Source organism: Pelagibius sp. (assembly GCF_965227505.1).
Lineage (GTDB): Bacteria > Pseudomonadota > Alphaproteobacteria > Kiloniellales > Kiloniellaceae > Pelagibius.
The window spans coordinates 3,540,688-3,560,677 of sequence record NZ_OZ245757.1 but is presented as its reverse complement, the minus strand read 5'-3'; the positions used below and the strand labels follow the sequence as shown (position 1 = coordinate 3,560,677).

Here is a 19,990-nt window from a genome sequence, read left to right as displayed (position 1 = left end):
AAGCAACCGCCAAAGCTGACTGGCTTCAAGCGAACAACGTGCGCAGGGGCTCACCCCCACCCCAACCCTCCCCCATCAAGGGGGAGGGGGTCTCTTTGAGCCTGCCTACAAAGTCCCCGCCCCCCTTTGATGGGGGGAGGTCGGGAGGGGGGTGACTCCCTCTCCCTGCAAAGCCGCGTGTGGCCTGGGCGTCTGTTTCCGAATCGCGGAGCAAAGCAGATCCGGCACGGGCATGCCGCCGGAACAGGTCCGTGGTGACGGCGGGCGCTTGCCGCCACGAAGAGCCGCTTAGATCCTGTCGAGTTCCTTGGCCGAGTGGAAGGCAAGCTCCGCACCGAAGAAGCGGCTGGCGAAGGCCGAGACCCTCTCGGGGTCGCCTGATGTCAGGAAGCGGGCGCCGCTCAGGCTGCCGGGCGTCGCAGCGAAGCGGGGATGGCGATCCAGATAGTCCGCCAGGCTGGCGGCGACGATGCCGGGCTGGTCCATGAGGCGTGTCGTCTCCGGCAGCGCCTCGGCAAAGTGCTCGGCCACCAGAGGGTAGTGGGTGCAGCCCAGCACGGCGGCGCCCGGGGCCGCACCGCCGGTCTTCTCCAACATCTCGGCAACGTAGCCCGTAACCATGGACTTCAGCCGCGTCTGCGGCTCCTGCGCCTCGATCGCCGCGACAAGCTGCGGGCAGGCCTGGGCGACGACGCGCAGCTGCGGCGCGCGCAGAGAGATCTCCAGCGGATAGGCCCCGGACAGCACGGTGCGCTGGGTGGCGAAGACGGCAACCAGGCCGCCCTCGGCGACCCTGCCCGGCAATGGCAGTCCATCCCGCCAGGAGGTCGCCGTCAGCGCCTCCACCATGGGAACGAAGACGCCCAGCACGCGGTGATTGGGGGCGTTCTGCGGCAGCCAGTCCTGCTGCATGCGGCGCAGGGCGACGGCGGAGGCCGTGTTGCAGGCCAAGAGGACCAGGCGGCAGCCATGCTGGAAAAGCCGCTCCACCGCCTTCAGGGTCAGACCGTAGATCTCCTCCGGATCGCGGCGCCCATAGGGCGCATGCGCGTGGTCGCCGAAGTAGACGAAGTATTCCTGCGGCAGGCGCTCGATGAGCCGGCGCAGAACCGTCAGCCCGCCGTGACCGGAATCGAAGACCCCGATCATCGCCGACACGACGGGTTAGAGAATGATGTAGGGGAAGAAGGCACTGCGAACGGTCTCTTCAAGCTGGGTATTGAGATCCTGCATGGTCTCTTCCGTCAGCTTGTACCAGACCTGCTCGCGTTCCTTAAGGCTGATGTCCTCCGGCACGGTGATGGAGCGCCGCGCCTCGGCGTTGGCCGTCGCCTGGACCTGACGGCCGTCGAGGATCTGCATGTCGACGACGATGCGCGCCTCATAGCGCTCCGACTGGTCGGTTGTCAGCAGGCCCCTGACCCCGCTCTCCGTGGCCAGTGCCGTCTCGGTCACCGAGGCCTCGCGCACGATGTAGCGGAACACCAGGCGGTCGCCGTCGGCTTCCAGCCGGTCCTGCGCCCAGCGCGTCGCGGCATCGTGCGGGCGGACCGGAAAGCGGTGCTCTACGTTGGGGTCCTTGCCAGGCATAATGTAGGCCTGCTCGATGCGCACATCGCCGACGTCCAGACGGATCTCGCCGAGGTGGCTGTAGGTGAGGTCGGCGAACTGGTTCTGCGGGTCGTCGATGGCGCAGGCCGCAAGAAAGCCGCCAAGGGCAAAGATGACAAAGAAAGGCCTCAGTAAGGCAGACATGCCGGCAATCCCTGGATGGTCAAGACTGGGGACGCCCAGGCATAAGCGGAGAATTGGGCAGGATCAAGGCGCGTAGATACGCTCCAGATCGTCTTCGTCAAAGCGGTAGACCCTGGTGCAGAACTCACAGGTCACTTCAACCGCGCCATTGACCTTGAGATCTTCAATCTCCGGTCTTGGCATCGCCGCCAGAACCGTTTCCAAGCGCTCGCCGGAACAGCGGCAGGCCTCGGAGAGGGGGCGCGGCTCGAAGACCCGCACGCCTTCCTCGTGGAACAGCCGGTACAGCAGATCGTTGAGCGGCAGGCGGTCGTCCAGCAGTTCCTCCGGCCTGACGCTGGCCTGCAGCACCATCGCGCGGCGCCAGTCGTCCGCGTCGTCGATGTTGTGAATATGCTCTTCCGGCAGGCGTTGCAGCACCAGGGCGGCGGAAACCCAGGCGCCGCCGCGCCGGTCGGCGGCCAGGACGATCCCGCTCTGCAGTTGTTCGGACTGCATGAAGTAGTGCTGCAGGCAGTCCGCCAGGGTATCGCCGTCAAGCACGACGATGCCCTGGTAGCGCTCGCTGTGGACACCCTGGTCGACGGTGAACGCAAGCGATCCCTTGCCAAAGAGCGCCGGGACCGTCGGCTCGGACCCCAGCTCCGCGACGACCTGCTCGAGCTTCTCCTTGTCGAAGCTGGCATAGCCGCGCATGGCGCCCTCGGCGGTGACGTCGACCACCATGAGCCGGACGGCGCCATCGCCGCTGGCCTGCAGGGTGAAGACACCCTCGTACTTCAGCATCGCGGCAAGACCGCCGCAGAGCGCCAGCATCTCCGCCAGCAGGCGGGCCACCGGCTCCGGATAGTCGTGGCGCCGCAGGATCTCGCTGCTGACCTGCTCCAGCCGCAACAGCCGCCCCCGGATGTCGGAGGATTCGAGCAGGAAGGGCTGGACATGGTCGGCTTCGATGCGGGCGTCCGGACTGTCGCCGTCGGGCATCAGGTCAGACACCACGCGAGAATACCTTTCTGCGCATGGAGGCGGTTTTCCGCTTCATCCCAGACCACCGACTGCGGGCCGTCGATCACTTCGGCGGTTACCTCGTTGCCGCGGTGGGCGGGCAGGCAATGCATGAAGATGGCATTGGGCTTCGCCAGCGCCATGACCCTTTCATCCACCTGATAGGACCGCAGCAGATTGTGGCGGCTTTCGCCGTCGTCATCGCCCATGGAAACCCAGGTGTCGGTCACCACCGCATCGGCGCCGCCCACCATCGCGTCGACATCGGAGGAGACGACGATCTTGCCGCCCTCTGAAGCCGCCCAGTCCAACACGTCCTGCGGCGGCCGCAGCGGCTCCGGACAGGCCAGCCGCAGCTCGAACTTGAAGCGCACGGCGGCATGGATCCAGGAGGCCGCCATGTTGTTGCCGTCGCCGCACCAGGCCACCACCTTGCCGTCGATGCGGCCGAGGTGTTCCTCGAAGGTCATCACGTCGGCCATGAGCTGGCAGGGATGGGTGATATCGGTCAGGCCGTTGATCACCGGCACCGTGGCATGCTCCGCGACCTCCAGGAGGATCTCCTCCTTGGTGGTGCGGATCATGATGGCATCGACATAGCGCGACAGCACCCGCGCCGTGTCGCCGGCGGTCTCGCCACGGCCCAACTGGGTCCCGCTGGGCTCCAGCACCACGGCCTGGCCGCCGAGCTGGTGCGCCGCCACCTCGAAGGAGACTCGCGTGCGGGTCGAGGGCTTCTCGAAAATCATGGCCAGCGTCTTGCCGGCCAGCGGCTTGGCTTCGCCGTTGGCCGCCTCGCCGCGCTTCATGCGCGCGGCGTCGTCGAGCATGGCGCGCAGTTCCGCTGTCTCCAGGCGATCGAGGTCGAGGAAATGCTTGGGCCGATTGTTGGCCGGCGCCTTGGGCTGTGCTGTCATGTCAGGCCGCCTTCGCCCAGGTGGCGCAGGCCCGCTCGATCGCCTGGACCGCCTCGTCGACGTGGCGCTCCTCGATGATCAGCGGCGGCAGCAGGCGGATGACGTTCTCCGCCGCCCCCACCGTCAGCAGGCCCTCGTCGCGCAACTTGGCGATCAGTTCGGTGTTGGGCACGACGCACTCCAGTCCCAGCATCAGGCCGGCGCCGCGCACGCCCTTCAACACCTTCGGATGGCGCGCCGCGAGCTCGGTGAGCCGCTCCCGCAAGAGCCGGCCGGTCGCTTCGACCTGCTCCAGGAAGCCTTCGCCCAGCATCACGTCGAGCACCGCGTTGGCGACCGCCATGGCCAGCGGGTTGCCGCCGAAGGTGCTGCCGTGGGTGCCGGGCTGCATGGCCGCCGCTGCCTTTTCTGTCGCCAGGATGGCGCCGACCGGGAAGCCGCTGCCCAGGCCCTTGGCCAGGGCCATGACGTCCGGTTCGATCCCCGCCCACTGGTGGGCGAAGAGCTTGCCGCTGCGGCCCATGCCGCACTGGATCTCGTCCAGGATCAGCAGCAAGCCGTATTCGTCGCAGACCGCCCTGAGCGCCCGGAGATATTCCAGATCGGCGGCACGGATGCCGCCCTCGCCCTGGATCGGCTCCACCAGGATGGCGGCGGTCTCCTCGGTGATGGCGTTGCGCAGCTCGTTCATGTTGCCGAAGGGCACGTTGTCGAAGCCTTCGGAGGCCGGGCCGAAGCCATCCAGATACTTCGGATTGGCGGCGGCCGAGAGCGCGGTCAGCGTGCGCCCGTGGAAAGCGCCGGAGCAGGAGATGACCCGGGTCTTCTCCGGGTGCCCGGCGGCATAGTGATAGCGGCGGGCGACTTTCAGGGCACCCTCGATGGCCTCGGCACCGGAGTTGGAGAAGAACACGCGGTCGGCAAAGCTGTTGGCCGCCAGGCGCCCGGCCAGGCGCTGCCCCTCCGGAATGGTATAGAGGTTGGAGACATGCCACAGCTTGCCGGCCTGCTCCTGCAGGGCGGCGACCAGGTGGGGGTGGCTGTGGCCCAGGGCGTTGACCGCGATGCCGGCGGCAAAGTCCAGGAATCGTCGCCCGTCCGCCGTGTAGAGATAGGGGCCTTCGCCGCGCTCAAAAGCGAGGTCGGCGCGCGCATAGGTCGGCATCAAGGCGTCGCTCACGGACCAAACTCCTATATTCAGGACCAAAAGTACCGGGTCGCCGGGAACGGCCCGGACGGGACAACTCCTCAAATTCACTTAGCTTCGGGCTGAAATACAAGCCTTTTCAAAGCCGATCGGGCTTTGAACGGAGCCGCAAAGGGCCGACACTATTGGCGGAACGCCGCGCCCTGTCAACCGGACCCCAGATCGCCCGACCGCTGCGCTCAGGCGCGCATGCGCGCGCCGGCGGGGTCGTAGAGGGGCTGGCCCTGGATCGCGGCGGGATAGAGCCTGCCGTTGATCTCCACCTCCAAGGCCTGCCCGTCCGCCGCCAGCTCGGTCGGCACGTAGCCCAGCGCCATGGAGCGCCCGACGTGATGGGCATAACCGCCGGAAGAGACATAGCCCAAGGCCTCCCCGGCATGCAGGATCGCCTCGTCGTTGCAGACGTCGATATCGTCGGTTTCGATGGTCAGGGTCACCAGCCTGCGGGCCGGGCCGTTGCCACGCTCCGCCACCGCCGCGGCCTTGCCGATAAAGTCCTTGTCCCACTGGATGAAGGCGTCCAACCCGCTTTCCGCCGCGGTGAAGTCGGGCCGGTAGTCCAACGTCCAGGCGCCCCAGCCCTTTTCCAGCCGCAGGCTCATGAGCGCCCGGGCCCCGTACCAGCGCAGCCCCAGGTCGCTGCCGGCCTCCTCCACCGCCTCGGCCATGCGCAGCAGATAGGGCGGGGCCACATAGATCTCGTAGCCCAGTTCGCCGGAGAAGGAGATCCGCGCCAGGACCGCCGGCACCCCGGCCACGAAGGTCCGGCGGATGTCGCGGAAGCTCAGCGCCTGCGCTGAAACATCGTCGCGGCAGATCCGGGCGAGAAGCTCGCGCGAGCGCGGGCCCGAAAGGGCAAGGCCGTGCAGGCTGTCGGAGAGGTTCTCGTAGCCGACGCCCTCTTCCGGCAGCTGCGCTTCGAACCAGCGGCGGTGCGCCTCCTGCATGGCGCCGGAACCAAAGAGCAAGAAATGGTCGTCATCCAGGCAGGCGACGGTGAGGTCGCCGTAGAGCTTGCCCTTCGGGGTCAGCATGGGGGTCAGGGAAAGCCGACCCGGCTTCGGCAGACGCCCGGCGAGCAGGCGGTCCAGGAACCGCCGCGCGGCAGGCCCGCGGAAGCGGTGCTTGGCGAAGTTGGCGATCTCGATGCAGCCCACGGCCTCGCGCACCGCCTTCACCTCGCGGGCCACGTAGCTATGGGCGCGCGAGCGGCGGAAGGTCGGTTCTTCGTGCGCGTCGCCCGGCCCGTCGGCGAACCAGAGGGCGTGCTCCAGGCCGAAGCTCTGGTCCATCACCGCCCCCTTGGCAACCAGCCGGTCGTAGAGCGCGGTGGTCTTCTGCCGGCGGCCCTTCGGCAGGGTTTCGTTGGGAAAGGTCATGACGAAGCGGCGCTCGTAGTTCTCCGCCGACTTCACCGTGCCCCAGTCCGGGCTGGCGAAGGCGCCGAAGCGGGCCACGTCCATGGCCCAGACGTCGATGGAGGGTTCGCCGTCGATCATCCATTCGGCCATGCAGAGCCCGACCCCGCCGCCCTGGCAGAAGCCCGCCATGACGCCGACGGCGACCCAGTAGTTTTTGAGGCCCGGCACCGGGCCGATCAGCGGGTTTCCGTCGGGCCCGAAGGTGAAGGGCCCGTTGATGATGTTCTTGATGCCGGCTTCCTGCAGCGCCGGAATGCGCTCGAAGCCCAGCTCCAGCCGCTCGGCGATGTTGTCGAGCTTCGGCTCCAGCAGCTCGTGGCCGAAGTCCAGCGGGGTGCCCGCCACCGACCAGGCGGTGGCCCGCGGTTCGTAGGTGCCCAGCAGCATGCCCTTGCCCTCCTGGCGGAAGTACATGTTGCCTTCATAGTCGATGCCGGCGGGCAGGCGTTCCGCGCCGCGCTCGGCAATGGCCGGGATCTCCTCGGTGATGAGGTAGTGGTGCTCCATCGGCTGGACCGGCAAGTCGAGGCCGGCGAGCCGCCCGACCTCCCGCGCCCAGAGACCGCCGGCATTCACCACCCTCTCGGCGTTGATGGTGCCTTTGGGCGTCACCACGTCCCAGCTGCCGTCGGGGCGCTGCTTGGTCTCGATGACCGGGGTGTGGGTGTAGACCTTCGCGCCGTGCACCTTGGCCGCCTTGGCATAGGCATAGGTGACGCCGGAGGGATCGATGTCACCATCCAGCGGATCCCAGAGCGCCGCGATGTAGCGCGACGGGTCGATCAGCGGATGGCGGCGCGCCGCCTCCTCCACCGAAATGAATTCCTGGTCGAGGCCCATGGTGCGCGCCTTTGAACGCTCGCGCTTCAGATAGTCGTGCCAGGTCTCGTTGGAGGCGAGGTAGAAACCGCCGGTGGCGTGCAGGCCGATGGACTGGCCGGAAAGCTCCTCGATCTCCTTGTAGAGATTGATGGTGTAGCCCTGCAGCCGCGAGATGTTGGGATCGGAGGAGATGGTGTGGATCTGCCCGGCCGCATGCCAGGAGGAGCCGGAGGTGAGTTCCTGGCGTTCCAGCAGGACCACATCCTTCCAGCCGAACTTGGCGAGGTGAAACAGGATCGAACAGCCGACCACGCCGCCGCCGATGATCACCACCTTTGCATGACTCTCCAAGGTCTCCCCTCCTTCTCGTTCCTCGCGCCGCGCCGAAACTCTCAGTACCAGGCGTCCGGCAGCTCGCGCTTGCGCCGCGCCACGTAGTCCTGCAGGGCCTCGTCGACCGCAGGATCGATGGGCGGCGCTTCATAATCCTTCAACAGCGCGTTCCAGCGCGCAAAGGCGCGGCGCTGCATGTCCTGGCTGCCCCGTTCCTCCCAGCTTTCCACGTTCTCGCTGTCCGACAGCGCCGGCTCGTAAAAGGCCGTCTGGTAGTTGCGCAGGGTATGGGCGCAGCCGAGAAAATGCCCGGCCGGTCCGACCTCCTCGTAGGCGTCACGCGCCAGCGCCTCGTCGTCTGCGGCCATGCCGGAAAGCAGCAGGCGATAGGCGCCGAGGCGGTCGGCATCCATCACCAGCTTCTCGTAGCCGGTGCAGAGCCCGCCTTCCAGCCAGCCGGCGGACTGCAGCACGAAGTTGGCGCCGGCCAGCGCCGTCGAGTGCATGGAATCCGCACTTTCGTAGGCAGCCTGGGCATCGGCGACTTTCGAGGCGGTCAGCGAGCCGCCGCAGCGCAGCGGCAGGCCGAGACGGCGGGCAAGCTGGCCGATGACGTAGTGGGAGATCACCGGCTCCGGCATGCCGAAGGTGGGCGCCCCGGACTTCAGGCTCATGGAGGAGAGGAAGTTGCCGAAGATGAAGGGCGCGCCGGGGCGCACGATCTGGCTGTAGGCGCAGCACATCATCGCCTCCGCCAGGGCCTGGGCGACCGAGGCGGCGGTGGAGACCGGCCCCATGGCCCCGGCGAGGATGAACGGGGAGACGATGATCCCCTGGCCGGCGCCGCAGTAGACACGGATCGACTCGGTTACCACCTTGTCCACCAGCAGGGGCGAGTTGGTGTTGACGTTGCCCAGGATCACGCAGTTCTGGTCGAAGGTCCGATCACCGTGCAGCAGGCGCGCCATGGCAACGCAGTCCTCCGCCCGGCTCTTTTCCGTGATGGCGCCGAGGTGCGGCTTGTCGCTCCAGCGCATATGGGCGTAGAGCATGTCCAGGTGCCGTTTCGAAACCGGCACGTCGCAGGGCTCGCAGACGACGAAACCGCCGTGGTGCAGCTCCGGCAGCAGATAGGTGAGCTTCACCAGCTTCTCGAAGTCGGCCATGGAGCCGTAGCGGCGGCCGCCTTCGAGATCGCGCACGAAGGGCGGTCCATAGACCGCGGCGAAGACCTGGTGGGGGCCGCCGATCCGCACCGAGCGCGCCGGATTGCGGGCCAGCTGGGTGAATTCGGAGGGCGCCGTCCGGCAGAGCGCACGGATCAGATCGGCCGGCGCCCGGACCCGCGTTCCGGTCACTTCGGCGCCGGCGCGGCGCCAGTCCTCCAGCGCCTCGGGGTCGTCACGGAACTCCAGACCGACATCCTGGATCAGCCAGTCGGCCTGGGCCTCGAGCCGCTGCAGGCCCTCTTCTCCGAGATACTCGAGATAGGGAACCTGGCGGGTCACATAAGCCGGAACCACCCCTTTGTGGGATCCTCCGGCCCGCATCCCTCCCCGGGATCGGCGTGTGCGTGCGGGCATAGCCATGGATTTATGCCTCTCTTGAGACGAACAATCTCAAATAGGCGAAGTTTCCGGCGCTGTGACCTTCAAAAAAGCTGAGCCATTCCATAAACTATACTTATGGACGAAGTTCAGGACCTGGTGCATTCCCTGCATCACCTCAGAGTCTTCGAGGTGGCGGCGCGGCACCGCTCCTTCACGCGGGCGGCCGAAGAGCTGAACGTTTCCCAGCCGGCGGTCAGTCTGGCGGTGCGCCAGCTCGAGCAGGCCCTCGGCGTGCGGCTCTTCGCCCGCGGCCACCGGTCTGTCAGCCTGACCCAGGCCGGAGAGATGCTGTTTGCCGACGTCTCCGCCGGCCTCGGGCTGATCCTGGAAACGGCACGCCTGCTGCGGCGCCAGGGCCGGCAGAGCCATGTCACGCTCTCCGTCTCCACCGCCTTCGCCAACTACTGGATGGTGCCGCGCCTGGCGGACTTTCACCATCAACACCCGGGCATCGACCTGCGCCTGCAGACCACAGATAAGGACCTGGACCTGACCCAGGAGGGCGTGACCCTGGGGGTGCGCCGCGGCGACGGCAACTGGCGCGGCTACGCCGCCGCAAAGATCGCCGAGGAGGAACTGATCGCCGTTGCCAGTCCCCGATCGCCGGCCGCCCGGGCCGAGATCGCCACCCTGGACGATCTGGCGGCCCAGCAGCTGATCCATCTGGAGGAGCCCTTCCGTCCGCGGCCGGGCTGGCGCGAGTGGTTCACGGCCCTCAGCGGCGAGTACAGCGACCGCGGCGGCGGCTTGCGCCTCAACGACTATGCCCTGGTGCTGCAGGCCGCCATGGCCGGAGAGGGGATCGCCCTCGGCTGGCGTCATGTCACCGCAGGCCTGCTGCGCCAGGATCTGCTGGTCCAGGTCGGCCCCTGGTGCTGGCAGACCGGGGCCGCCTTTCACCTCATCTGGTCGCGCGAGGCGGAACTTCCCGCACAGGCCGAGGCGGTGCGCGACTGGATCATCGAGACCGCCCAACCCGACTAGGTGGTGAGCCGGGCAGACTGCACCGGCCTTTCCATGCTATCCCGGCGGTCCAAGGAGAACATGGTAAAGGTTCATCGAATGCAGATCAGGTTCGTCGAAAGCGAGGCGGAGATCGCCCTCTGTCTGGACCTCAGGCGCAAAGTCTTCATGGGCGAGCAGGGCGTCAGCGAAGACGAAGAGATCGACGGCCTCGATCCGATCTGCCGTCACGTCCTCGCCGTGGACAACGGCGGTGCAGTGGCGGCGGCCCGGGTAAAGACCTCGGGCGATCTCGCAAAGATCCAACGGGTCTGCGTCTCTGCATCCCATCGCGGCCAGGGGCTGGGGGCGCGCATGATCGAATACATCCTGGACCGCCTGCGCGGCGAAGATACGGTTTCGCAGGTCAGACTCGGTGCGCAGATCCATGCCCTGAAGTTTTACGAAAGGTTTGGGTTCCGTCCGGTGGGCGAGACCTACCTTGACGCCGGCATCCCGCATCAGGATATGGAACTGGCGCTGCGGCAGTTTCGTCCCGCAGCCGGTGAAAAAGCCCCTTAGTAGACCCGCGTCACCCGGTAGCCCTGCTGCTCAAGCAGATGGAGGATGCCCTGGTCGCCGGGCATATGCAGGGCGCCGACCGCGATGAAAGCGCGGCCCTGTTTCAGCAACGGGATCATGCGGTTCACCATGGTACGGTTGCGGGCGTCGAGGAACTGTTCCTTGAAGACGCGGGCGCCCGGTTCCTCGTTTTCCTGCGCCATGCGCTCGACGAGCTGATAGACCGGTGACATGTTCCCGGCGAGGTAACTGTCGATGAGATCGCCGCGGCCGTTCGGCCGCTCCTCCAGCTTCACCAGGACCTGGCGCAGCATTTCCGCTTCCTCCTCCAAGGAGGTATCGGCGAGCAGAGAGAGCTGCTCTTCGATGTGTTCCAGGGCGACCACCTGCATCCCGAGATCGTAGGCATACTGGATAAGCCAGGCATCCAGGACCAGATCGCCATCGAGCTGGCGCCGGAACTCCTCCGGCGTGATCTGGAACAGGAACGCCAGGGAAGACGGCCGCAGGCGCTCGACGGCCTCCTCGGAAAGGCCATAGCGCTCCGCCCGCTTTACCGCCTTGTCGTAGGTCTCGCGGCCCAGGACGGCAGCCAGCGAGCGCCCCTCGGGCAGGCGCTTGCTGGTGGTGATCTCCTGGCGCTCCTCCGGCCCCACCAGCAGTTCGAACGCAGCCCGCCTGGAGGATTTGAAGGCCCGCAGGATCGGTCGCGGCAGGTCGCGCACCCGCGGATCGGCGATATGGATGGTGCCCATGATGTGGCTGGGCGGCGCGCCGCTGCGCTCGATGCGCCACAGGCGGCCCTCGCCATGGCGCACGGAATGCGCATCGACCGCGGCGGCGATGCCGGACCACAGCACCAGAACGACCGCAAAGAGGGCGAAGCCCAGGGTCGGGCGCAGGGGTGACTGGAAAGAAAGGCGCGTGCGCGGCGCTGTCATGACGGCATCCCGGGTTGGCGTTGCGTCCAGGACCGGCCTGCCCAGCGCGGGGGTCAATCGCCGGTTGCGCGCCAGTCTGGCCTGGAAATCTTAAGATTCCGGCAAGCCCAAACCGGGAACTCCGTCTCAATAAACCCGGGTGATGCGGTAGCCCTGCCGTTCCAGGAGGTCGAGCACGCCCGCCTCGCCGGGCAGATGCAATGCACCGATGGCGACGAAGGTATTGCCACGCCGGAGGAAAGGCTCCATCCGCGTGGCCATGATCGCGTTGCGATCGAAGATCAGCCGCTGCAGGAACTTCCGCGCTGCTTGCTCATCGTTCACGCCGGACATGTCGGTGAGCAGAGTGAAAACGTTTCCGAGTTCGCTCTTGAGATAGGCATTCAGAACACGTGCCTGCTGGGCCTCTATCTTGGCGTTGTCGGCGACCAGATCCGTCACCATAACGACCTGGTCTGCTTGGGACATACTGTCAAAGAAGGCAATGCGCTCCTGGTAGCTCTCCAGCCCATGCACTGCTTTCCCGCGGCGTTGCGCAGTATCCATCAGCCAGTCATCAAAGACCTGCGCGCCGCTCCTGAGACGCGCGAACTCTGTCGGCGAAAAGGCGAGGAAGGTTCCCAAAGCCCAGGGCTGCAGACCCCGCAGTGCCTGAGGATTCAGGCCGTAGCGCAGGGCCGCTTGCGACACACTTCCAAAAAGCGCATCACCCAAAATGCGCTCAAGACCGATGTCGCCCTGCAGCATCATGGCGCTGCTGAAGGCCGCCGCACCCTCAGGGTCCTGCGGCAACTCGAAGACGACGTCGCGGGCACTCACAAAAGGCTGACGGATCTGTTCGGGAAGCTCGCGCAGGCGCGGATCGGTGGAGTGCACCACCCCTAGAACAAAGCTCTCCGGCCCGCCGTCGCGCTGCACCTTCCAGAAGATGCCCTCGGCGTACTTTGCGTCCCTGGCCGCCGCCGGTACTGCCATCGCGGCCGCCAGCAGGACAAAGACGACAAGCTGCAGGGCCGCCCGGCCCGCGAAGAGGAGCGGCAGTTGTCTCATGACAGGGCCTCCGGAAGTGTCGGCGGCCCCGTCAGGGCCGGATCTTGTAGCCGATGGCGAAAAGCCGCCAGCCAAGCAGCGCAAGCAACGCGGAAAGCCCCAGCAGCAAGCCGATCCCCAGGGCCTGCGAGGACTCCGCATAGCCGATGAGCCCGGCACGGAAGCCGTCGATGGCGTAGAAGACCGGGTTGAAATAGATCCACTCTCTAAAGGCCTCCGGCAGGCGTTCGACGGAGAAGAAGGTCCCTGACAGCAGACCAAGAGGCGCTATGACGAAGCCTTCCACCGCGGAATAGTGGTCCCAGCGCTCGGCCCAGAGCCCCACAACGGTCCCCAGGAGACCGAAGAAAAGGGCCGTGGCACAGGCGAAACCGATCACCAAGCTTGCATCGAAGTATGAAAAATCCACAAAGATCGCCGCTGCGATGGCAAGCAGTACACCCACCGAAAGCCCGCAGGTCGCCGACGAGAGGGCATAACCGGCAACCAGTTCCAGGGGGCTGAGCGGTGCCATCTGCACGTCGCTGATCATGCCCTCCATCTTCTCGAAGACCAGCATCGCAGCGGCATTCTGAAAGGCGGTGTGGGCGATGGCGTAGAGAATGATGCCCGGCGCAATGAAGGCGATGAGGCCGACGCCCGGCACGATGGTGCTGCGCTCGTTCTGGGCCACGGCGAAGACGAGAATGAACAGCAGGCTGGAGACCAGCGGTCCGACCAGCAGCTCCAGGCCGAAGCGGTAGAAGCGCAGGACGCCGCGATAGTAGTAGTGCGTCCAGAAGCCCCGCGCGTTGAAGCGGCGAAAATGCAGCGGCCGCCAGCTGCGGAACGCCAGCATGCCGCGCGGGGGAACTGTCTGGCGCAGGCTCATCGCTCCCTCACACTCATCGTTCCCTCACGGCTTCAGGCGGTATCCGGTGGCGAACATCCGGTGAGTCACCGTCCAGAGAAGGACGTTGAACAGGGCCATGACCACCATGCCGATGACGATCGATCCGTCCGCGTGGCCGATGAAGCCATAACGGAAGCCGTCGATCATGTAGAAAAACGGATTGAAGTGGGCCACCGTCTGCCAGATCGGCGGCAGCCGCTCGATCGAATAGAAGGTGCCGGAGAGGAACGAGAATGGCGTGATGACGAAGTTGGTCACCGCGGCGATGTGATCGAACTTCTCGGACCAGATGCCGCCGATCATGCCCAGGAGCGCCAGCATCAGCGAGGCCATGACGGCGTGATAGACAATAAAATGCGGCGCGTGGATCGGGATCGGAACGAAAAGCCACATGCCGAGCCCGACGGCCAGCCCCACCATCACTCCGCGGGTCACTCCGCCGGCGGCGATGCCGAGGGTCAGTTCTCCGGGAGACAGCGGCGGCATCAGGATGTCGACGATGTTGCCCTGCACCTTGGCGATCACCAGCGAGGAGGAGGTGTTGGCGAAGGCGTTTTGAACCATCGCCATCATGATCAGGCCCGGCGCCAGGAACACGGCGAAGTCGACGCCGCCCACCTGGCGGCCGCCGCCACCCAGCGCCAGGGTGAAGATGGCCAGGAACAGCAGGGTCGTGACCATCGGCGCCAGCAGCGTCTGGGTAAAAACGTTGAGGAAGCGGCGCACTTCCTTCATGTAGAGGGTCCACAGGCCGCGCCAGTTGACCGGCCCCATGCGGCGCACCGAGGCTGCGGCGAGCGAGACGGTTTGATGTTTCATGATGGATGCATAGTCCCAGGCGCCGAGCGGCGCAAGCAGGGCGCGGAAAGCCACGCTGAGCGCGCGCTCCCTCGGGCCACGGAGACGCTGGCGTGAGCGAAGCGGGCAGCAAGCCGGAGCGCGGGCCTGCTGACGGCGCGGCGAGAGGGCAGCGCCGCAGGCGCAAGCGCCAGCCCCTAAAGGCCAGTCCCGAGGCGCTGGAGCGGGCGGCGCTGCGCTATCTCGACCGCTATGACGCGGCCTCCGGCCACCTGCGCCGTCTGTTGATGGGCAAGGTCACGCTGTCGGCCCGCGTGCACGGCACGGATGCATCCGCCGGCGCGGCCGCAGTGGACCGTCTGATCCAGCGCCTCGCCGCCGCCGGTGTGCTCAACGACGCCCGCTTTGCACGCGAACGCCTGCGCAGCCTGCGCGCCAAGGGCTGCTCCCTGGCCATGGTCCGGGCCCGCCTCGCCGCCAAGGGCCTCGCCCAGGACCTTATCGAGACCACCCTGGCCGAAGCGGATGAAGACGCGGTCGGCACGGACCTGGCGGCCGCCCTGACCTACGCCCGGCGCCGCCGCCTCGGGCCCTTTCGCAGCGAGGCGCGGGCGGAACGGCGCGACCGCGATCTCGCCGCTCTGGGGCGCCAGGGCTTCGACTACGAGACCGCCCGGCGCGTCATCGACTGTGACGATCCGGCGGCCCTGGCGGCGGACGCGGACAGCGGTTAGAAAAGGGCCCTCACGCGAAGAGGGACCGCAGGGCGAGATAGAGGCCCAGCGCCAGCAGGGTGACCAGAAACCAGATGCGGAAACTGGCCGGGTTCAAGCGCCGGCGGATGATCTGGCCGAGCCACAGCCCCAGGGTCACCGCCGCCAGCGCCCCGACGACGGCGGGCCCCAGCGACCAGGTGAGAGCCTCGACGGAGGCCAGATTGATGGCCAGCGCCACGCTCGATACCGTGAACGAAAGGCCCATGGCCTGGATCAGGGCGTCCTTCTCCAGCCCGATGGCCTGCATGTAGGGCACCATCGGCATGGAAGAGACGCCGGTGGCGGCGGTCACCAGACCGGTCAGGCCGCCAGCCAGGGCGCCAAGCCAGCCTTGCTGAGATCGGCCGATCACCACCTGGATGGAGACAAGCCCGCTGGCCGCGTAAGCCGCAAGGACGAACCCCAGGATGATGGTGCCGACGCGCGCGTTTTCCTCCGTCAGCCAGTCGGCCCCGACCAGGGTGCCCGCGAAAGCGCAAAGCAGCAGCGGCCAGACGCGCCGCAGCAAAGGGCGCAGGTGCGGCCCCCGCAGCATCTGCCAGGCGTTGGTGAAAAAGGCCGGGATGACCAGCAGAGCAGCGGCCTCCACCGGCGGCATGACGATGACCATGAAGCCCATGGCAATCGGCGGCAGGCCGAGGCCGACCGCGCCCTTCACGGTGCCCGCCAACACCAGCGCGGCAGCCACGAAAACGGCGGTCAGCTCCATGCGGGCGGCTCCAAGGGAAAAAGGCGCAGAAGGGGGTAGGCCTTGCGGTCCGGCCAAGGCCCGACGCCACGGCATCCGGCTTGCCCCCGCTTTCGTAAGCGCTACATAGGAGATTGTCCACCGACACCACCACAGACCTGCCGAGGAGGCTCTCGGGTCATGGCATTCCGCAGACTCGCCCTGGTCGTCCTGGCCGCCGCCGGCCTGGCGTTTACAGGCGCCGCCGCCGCAGAACCGCGCACGGCCCATGATTTCCGCTTCACCTCGATCGAGGGGCAGCCCCTGGCCCTCTCCGACTACGCCGGCAAGGCCGTACTGGTGGTGAACACCGCCTCGCGCTGCGGTTTCACACCTCAGTATGCAGACCTGCAGGACCTCTGGGATCGCTATCGTGACCGCGGCCTCGTCGTTCTGGGCGTGCCCTCCAACGATTTCGGCGGCCAGGAGCCCGGCAGCGAAGCGGAAATCAAAGAGTTCTGCGAGGTCCAGTTCGGCATCGACTTTCCGATGACCGAGAAGCAGCAGGTCATCGGCGCGGAGGCCCATCCGCTCTACCGCTGGTTTGCAGCGGAACTGGGCCAGGAGGGAACGCCGCGCTGGAACTTTCACAAGGTTCTGATCGGATCCGACGGCGCGCTGGTCGCCGGCTGGCCGTCGCGCATCCGCCCGGTCTCAACGGAGATCCTCTCGGCGGTGGAGCGGGTCCTACCGCCCGGCCAGTCCGGCCTTCATCAGCAAACGGACATACAGCCACAAAGCGCAGCCCGATAGCGCCGCCGACAGGCCAATCAACCGCTTTTGACTTGGTCGTCGTCGGGGTGGCGATCATAGTAGGTTCCGCGCCGTGGTAATGAGTTGTCCGGGCCGGTCGCTGTCCAAGGTGACCGCCGGGATACAGCGAGGAGGATTGGAGACAAGATGCAGACGCTGACCCGACTTTTCTTTCCCGCGGCTCTTGCCTTTATCGTCGCTACGGGGCCGGCCCTGGCCGACAGCAGCGCGTCGTCGGCCGCCAACAAGGCAAAGGCCGACCCTGCTTACGCTCAGGCCGAACAGCTGGTCGAGGATGGCAAGTACGAGGCCGCCATCCCTGTGCTCGAGGGGATCGTCGCCAAGGACCAGGAGAATGCCGACGCCTTCAACCTTCTCGGCTACAGCCACCGCCAGCTCGGCAGCATCGATGTCGCCCTCGGCCACTACGAGACCGCGCTGAAGCTGGAGCCGCGTCATCGCGGCGCCAACGAGTACCTGGGCGAGCTCTATCTGAAGATGGACGATCTGGCAAAAGCGGAGGAGCGGCTGGACGTGCTCGACAGTGCCTGCTTCTTCGGCTGCAAGGAATACACCGAACTGAAGAACGCCATCGCCGCTTACAAGGCCAGGGCCGGCAGTTAGCGTCTCCTGCGCTGCCGCACCTCAGTCCTCCGGCACCAGTGCGGGAAGGGACTGGGCGTTTTCCAGAACGTGGATGTCCAGCGGGGCCGAACGGCCGCGCAGGTCTATCTGGTGCTTGGGAAAGGTGCTGAGATCAAGCCCGGCATGGGCGGCCAACGGGGCCGAGACGATGAGCTGGGCTGCGTAGTCCTTGGTCAGCGCCTCCAGACGGCTGGCGGTATTGACCGCATCGCCGATCGCCGTCACCGAGGTTGCGCGCCCATACCCCATTTCGCCGACGATCGCGGCGCCGGAGTGAAGGCCGATACCGATCCGCAGGGGCTGTTGCAGATCCGAGGCGAGACTGCGGTTTAGCTCGTCGAGGGACTTGGCCATCAGGCGGGCGGCCTCCATGGCGTTTCGGCTGCCAACGGCGACTCCTTTTTCGATGCCGAAGAGGGCCATCACGCCGTCGCCGATGAACTTGTCGATGCGCCCGCCAGCCTGCTCGACCGCCGTGCCCATGGCCGTGAAATAGCGGTTGAGAACGAAAACCACGTCGTAGGGCAGGCGGTCTTCCGAGAGTGTCGTAAAGCCGCGAAGGTCGGCAAAGAGGATGGCGATTTCCCGTTCGTCGCCCTGCAGATAGCCAGGCCTCGGCCGCGCCGCGCGGGGACCGCTGGCCGGCGGCAGCAGCGGCGTCACCTCGCAATCGGCCAGGACGGCGGTCTGGCAGGCGAGGCGCACGTTGGGGGCCGCGCCGACGCGTGCCAGAACGCGGCGCTCGTCGGTGCTGGGAGGCGGCAACAGGGCGCCCCCGCGGCCGACCCGCACCCGGCAGGTCGAACAACGCCCGCGGCCGCCGCAGACCGACGCGTGGGCGATGCCCCCCAGGCGGCTGGCATCCAGGACCGTGGTGCCCTTGGGAACGGTCACCCGGCGGACGCCCGGATAGGTCAGCCGGACCATGCCGCGGCGGCGTTTCCAGATCCGCCAGAGCAGGCGCGCCACGAGGGTCAGGGCCAGCAGCGCAAAGAACCCGATCACCAGACCGTCGCGCAGGACCCCGATCTCGGCGATCGCCTCGGAAGAGGGAACGTTGGCCTGGCGCAGGACCTGCTCCACCCAGTCGGGGTCCTCCGCCAGGCGCAGCACCTCGCGCGCGGCGAAGAGGTACCCGCCCAGGGAAAGGGTAGGGAGCAGAATGGCCAGAGCAAGCGCATAGGAAACGATGCGTCCGTACCACGGTTTCAGCCGGAGCCAGAGATGCAGCCCGATGCAGCCGTGCAGCCACACCACCACCACAAGGGCCGCTTGCTGAATGGCGATGGTGACATCGAAAACCACCTGGACGGTGACGATGTAGAGATAACTGTCGTCGAGGCCATAGACCGCGTGCGTGAAACGCGTCCCCAGCACGTGCAGGGCTGCCAGCGGAACGATCAGCACACCCATCAGATAGCGCAGCGCTTCGGCCGGCGGCATCACCAGACGCTCTCTGGCGAAGATGGCCACCAGAGCCAGCGCCAGGTGGGCGAGCAGTGCGCCGTACAGCAGAACCGTCAGCGGCCAGGAGCGCCAGAAGGCGGAGAAGACCGCGACGCCGGCCTCCAGCGCCTCGAAGGAAATCAACCCCAGGGAATGGTTCAGCAGGTGCGTCAGCACGTAGCCGAAGAGCACCAGACCACTGATCAACCGCAAGCGCCGGACCATGCCGATCCCGTGACCCCTTCCAACACGCGCCCGCAGCTTCGCCCTCCGCAAGCGCTCCTCACCGACTCTGCATCCCGGCAGCCCCCGCCAGGCGCCAGCGCTGCGCAATCATAGGCGTGCCGCCACCGCTTGCAAAACACCTTTGCCCTCTGCTAAGGCCCGTTACGGGGTTGATCGGCAACGCCGAAACCCCGGCGGAAAACAAAGGAACCGACCTTGAGCCCTGAACGCCAGCCCGACGACGCAGCAAGGAAAGGCCAGGCGCCTGACGCCGAAGAGCCCGCTGTCGAGGACCCCGCAGCAGCCCGCGCGGCCCGGCGCGCCCGGCGGCGCAAGCGGGCCGCCAGGGTGTTTGACACCTCCGTCCCCTCACCTTGCATCCAGGTCTGCCAGGTCGACCCGAAGAGCGACTGCTGCATCGGGTGCGGCCGCCATATCGACGAAATCCGCGACTGGCCCATCCTGTCGGCCGAGGAAAAGAAGGCGGTCCTGGCACTGTTGCCCGAGAGGACCCAAAAGCGATAGAGGGGCAGTGCCGGCGACCGGCGAAGCGGCGGCTGGCGAGGCGGCACGGTCCCGGTCAGGCCTGCAACCGGTCAGGCCTGCAACCGTTCAGGCCTGGAGGCGCGCCTCTTCGCGCAGCGGCTCGTCTTGACCGGTCTTTGCCGTATCGAGCGGCGCGCAGGCGCCGCAGCCGGCGGCCCGCGCAAAGATCGCCGTCATGATCTGTTCCTGGATCCGCATATCCATGTGTGTGAAGACCCCGGCGATCTCCCGGCGGTCGCGATCGACCCAGACCACCACCGCGCGGCAGGCAAAGACCAAAGGGTCTTCGGCAAGATCGACCCGCACCGACATCTCTATCTTGTCGCCGGGATAGTGCCCGGCGCGGTACCCGGTTGCGGAGAACCCGCGCCGCGACCAGTCCTTCAAGGGATACTCACAGCCATCGATGGAGATGAAGCCCTTCAAATGCGAACCGCGCGGTTCAACGCGGCGCTCTTGGCGGGGACTGGAAAGGCGCGACAGGAAACCGAAAATCATGCCCCAATAATGTCGCAACAGCCTGAAGCATTCGTTAATGATCGCCGCAAACCAGGGTAAATCCCGGTTAATGCCGTGGCGGTACGACCAGCCGCTCGC

Annotated in this window: 20 protein-coding genes; 6 read left to right on the top strand and 14 right to left on the bottom strand. The window is 66.7% G+C overall.

Annotated elements, in window-relative coordinates; genetic code table 11:
- Window positions 1–288: 288 nt before the first annotated feature.
- The 7 genes from murI to ACO06P_RS16755 all read right to left on the bottom strand — a co-directional run bounded on the left by murI (window position 289) and on the right by ACO06P_RS16755 (window position 8,983).
- Complete coding sequence (murI, locus tag ACO06P_RS16785) at window positions 289–1,149, bottom strand: glutamate racemase (protein WP_420349655.1); 861 nt, start codon at window positions 1,147–1,149, stop codon at window positions 289–291.
- A gap of 15 nt (window positions 1,150–1,164) precedes the next feature.
- Window positions 1,165–1,755, bottom strand: a complete 591-nt coding sequence (locus ACO06P_RS16780; RefSeq protein WP_420346375.1) for a hypothetical protein — start codon at window positions 1,753–1,755, stop codon at window positions 1,165–1,167.
- Window positions 1,756–1,818: 63 nt separating this feature from the next.
- Window positions 1,819–2,754: an Hsp33 family molecular chaperone HslO gene (locus tag ACO06P_RS16775; protein WP_420346374.1), complete on the bottom strand. Its 936-nt coding sequence runs from the start codon at window positions 2,752–2,754 to the stop codon at window positions 1,819–1,821.
- Window positions 2,739–3,677 (bottom strand): ornithine carbamoyltransferase, encoded by a 939-nt coding sequence (gene argF, locus ACO06P_RS16770; protein ID WP_420346373.1) that lies wholly within the window; start codon window positions 3,675–3,677, stop codon window positions 2,739–2,741. Before argF ends, ACO06P_RS16775 begins: the two co-directional genes overlap by 16 nt.
- 1 nt (window position 3,678) lies before the next feature.
- Entirely contained in the window at window positions 3,679–4,857 is a 1,179-nt protein-coding gene (locus tag ACO06P_RS16765) for an aspartate aminotransferase family protein (RefSeq protein ID WP_420346372.1), read from the bottom strand.
- Window positions 4,858–5,063: 206 nt separating this feature from the next.
- Window positions 5,064–7,478 (bottom strand): GcvT family protein, encoded by a 2,415-nt coding sequence (locus tag ACO06P_RS16760; RefSeq protein WP_420346371.1) that lies wholly within the window; start codon window positions 7,476–7,478, stop codon window positions 5,064–5,066.
- Between the two features lie 41 nt (window positions 7,479–7,519).
- Complete coding sequence (locus ACO06P_RS16755; RefSeq protein WP_421938134.1) at window positions 7,520–8,983, bottom strand: trimethylamine methyltransferase family protein; 1,464 nt, start codon at window positions 8,981–8,983, stop codon at window positions 7,520–7,522.
- Between the two features lie 162 nt (window positions 8,984–9,145).
- Between ACO06P_RS16755 and ACO06P_RS16750 the strand changes: the two genes are divergently transcribed.
- Both ACO06P_RS16750 and ACO06P_RS16745 read left to right on the top strand, forming a co-directional pair.
- Window positions 9,146–10,054 carry a LysR substrate-binding domain-containing protein gene (locus tag ACO06P_RS16750; RefSeq protein ID WP_420346370.1) on the top strand — a complete coding sequence of 303 codons (909 nt, stop codon included), beginning with the start codon at window positions 9,146–9,148 and terminating at the stop codon, window positions 10,052–10,054.
- A 60-nt stretch (window positions 10,055–10,114) separates the two neighbouring features.
- The gene (locus tag ACO06P_RS16745; RefSeq protein WP_420346369.1) at window positions 10,115–10,594 is read left to right on the top strand and encodes a GNAT family N-acetyltransferase; all 480 of its coding nucleotides are present in this window, start codon (window positions 10,115–10,117) and stop codon (window positions 10,592–10,594) included.
- Here the strand turns inward: ACO06P_RS16745 and ACO06P_RS16740 are convergent.
- From ACO06P_RS16740 to ACO06P_RS16725, 4 genes are all read right to left on the bottom strand, one after another.
- Entirely contained in the window at window positions 10,591–11,535 is a 945-nt protein-coding gene (locus tag ACO06P_RS16740) for a TraB/GumN family protein (RefSeq protein ID WP_420346368.1), read from the bottom strand. The two genes, ACO06P_RS16745 and ACO06P_RS16740, sit on opposite strands and share 4 nt — an antisense overlap.
- Window positions 11,536–11,661: 126 nt before the next feature.
- Window positions 11,662–12,585: a TraB/GumN family protein gene (locus ACO06P_RS16735; protein WP_420346367.1), complete on the bottom strand. Its 924-nt coding sequence runs from the start codon at window positions 12,583–12,585 to the stop codon at window positions 11,662–11,664.
- A 31-nt stretch (window positions 12,586–12,616) separates the two neighbouring features.
- A complete protein-coding gene (locus ACO06P_RS16730) occupies window positions 12,617–13,456 on the bottom strand; it encodes an ABC transporter permease (protein WP_420346366.1) in 840 nt (279 codons plus the stop codon).
- A 24-nt stretch (window positions 13,457–13,480) separates the two neighbouring features.
- Window positions 13,481–14,296 (bottom strand): ABC transporter permease, encoded by an 816-nt coding sequence (locus tag ACO06P_RS16725; RefSeq protein ID WP_420349653.1) that lies wholly within the window; start codon window positions 14,294–14,296, stop codon window positions 13,481–13,483.
- A gap of 92 nt (window positions 14,297–14,388) precedes the next feature.
- Between ACO06P_RS16725 and ACO06P_RS16720 the strand changes: the two genes are divergently transcribed.
- The gene (locus ACO06P_RS16720) at window positions 14,389–15,009 is read left to right on the top strand and encodes a regulatory protein RecX (RefSeq protein ID WP_420346365.1); all 621 of its coding nucleotides are present in this window, start codon (window positions 14,389–14,391) and stop codon (window positions 15,007–15,009) included.
- Between the two features lie 10 nt (window positions 15,010–15,019).
- On the opposite strand, the gene ACO06P_RS16715 is transcribed toward ACO06P_RS16720, so the two are convergent.
- Entirely contained in the window at window positions 15,020–15,760 is a 741-nt protein-coding gene (locus ACO06P_RS16715; RefSeq protein WP_420346364.1) for a sulfite exporter TauE/SafE family protein, read from the bottom strand.
- A gap of 159 nt (window positions 15,761–15,919) precedes the next feature.
- On the opposite strand from ACO06P_RS16715, the gene ACO06P_RS16710 reads away from it, so the two are divergent.
- Window positions 15,920–16,531 (top strand): glutathione peroxidase, encoded by a 612-nt coding sequence (locus tag ACO06P_RS16710; RefSeq protein ID WP_420346363.1) that lies wholly within the window; start codon window positions 15,920–15,922, stop codon window positions 16,529–16,531.
- Between the two features lie 147 nt (window positions 16,532–16,678).
- A complete protein-coding gene (locus ACO06P_RS16705) occupies window positions 16,679–17,155 on the top strand; it encodes a tetratricopeptide repeat protein (protein ID WP_420346362.1) in 477 nt (158 codons plus the stop codon).
- 21 nt (window positions 17,156–17,176) lie between these two features.
- Here ACO06P_RS16705 and ACO06P_RS16700 read toward each other — a convergent pair whose 3' ends face one another.
- A complete protein-coding gene (locus ACO06P_RS16700) occupies window positions 17,177–18,847 on the bottom strand; it encodes an adenylate/guanylate cyclase domain-containing protein (RefSeq protein ID WP_420346361.1) in 1,671 nt (556 codons plus the stop codon).
- A 216-nt stretch (window positions 18,848–19,063) separates the two neighbouring features.
- On the opposite strand from ACO06P_RS16700, the gene ACO06P_RS16695 reads away from it, so the two are divergent.
- On the top strand, window positions 19,064–19,372 hold the full coding sequence (locus ACO06P_RS16695; RefSeq protein WP_420346360.1) for a DUF1289 domain-containing protein: 309 nt from the start codon (window positions 19,064–19,066) through the stop codon (window positions 19,370–19,372).
- An 87-nt stretch (window positions 19,373–19,459) separates the two neighbouring features.
- On the opposite strand, the gene ACO06P_RS16690 is transcribed toward ACO06P_RS16695, so the two are convergent.
- A complete protein-coding gene (locus tag ACO06P_RS16690) occupies window positions 19,460–19,891 on the bottom strand; it encodes a hypothetical protein (RefSeq protein WP_420346359.1) in 432 nt (143 codons plus the stop codon).
- Between the last annotated feature and the right edge of the window lie 99 nt (window positions 19,892–19,990).

Bases quoted from the DNA above. Each gene is read 5' to 3' on its own strand.
- ACO06P_RS16705 (WP_420346362.1), top strand. From the start codon at position 16,679: ATGCAGACGCTGACCCGACTTTTCTTTCCCGCGGCTCTTGCCTTTATC.
- ACO06P_RS16780 (WP_420346375.1), bottom strand. From the start codon at position 1,755: ATGTCTGCCTTACTGAGGCCTTTCTTTGTCATCTTTGCCCTTGGCGGC.
- ACO06P_RS16710 (WP_420346363.1), top strand. From the start codon at position 15,920: ATGGCATTCCGCAGACTCGCCCTGGTCGTCCTGGCCGCCGCCGGCCTG.
- ACO06P_RS16745 (WP_420346369.1), top strand. From the start codon at position 10,115: ATGGTAAAGGTTCATCGAATGCAGATCAGGTTCGTCGAAAGCGAGGCG.
- ACO06P_RS16725 (WP_420349653.1), bottom strand. From the start codon at position 14,296: ATGAAACATCAAACCGTCTCGCTCGCCGCAGCCTCGGTGCGCCGCATG.
- ACO06P_RS16730 (WP_420346366.1), bottom strand. From the start codon at position 13,456: ATGAGCCTGCGCCAGACAGTTCCCCCGCGCGGCATGCTGGCGTTCCGC.
- ACO06P_RS16715 (WP_420346364.1), bottom strand. From the start codon at position 15,760: ATGGAGCTGACCGCCGTTTTCGTGGCTGCCGCGCTGGTGTTGGCGGGC.
- argF (WP_420346373.1), bottom strand. From the start codon at position 3,677: ATGACAGCACAGCCCAAGGCGCCGGCCAACAATCGGCCCAAGCATTTC.
- ACO06P_RS16690 (WP_420346359.1), bottom strand. From the start codon at position 19,891: ATGATTTTCGGTTTCCTGTCGCGCCTTTCCAGTCCCCGCCAAGAGCGC.
- ACO06P_RS16750 (WP_420346370.1), top strand. From the start codon at position 9,146: ATGGACGAAGTTCAGGACCTGGTGCATTCCCTGCATCACCTCAGAGTC.
- ACO06P_RS16700 (WP_420346361.1), bottom strand. From the start codon at position 18,847: ATGGTCCGGCGCTTGCGGTTGATCAGTGGTCTGGTGCTCTTCGGCTAC.
- ACO06P_RS16735 (WP_420346367.1), bottom strand. From the start codon at position 12,585: ATGAGACAACTGCCGCTCCTCTTCGCGGGCCGGGCGGCCCTGCAGCTT.
- murI (WP_420349655.1), bottom strand. From the start codon at position 1,149: ATGATCGGGGTCTTCGATTCCGGTCACGGCGGGCTGACGGTTCTGCGC.
- ACO06P_RS16740 (WP_420346368.1), bottom strand. From the start codon at position 11,535: ATGACAGCGCCGCGCACGCGCCTTTCTTTCCAGTCACCCCTGCGCCCG.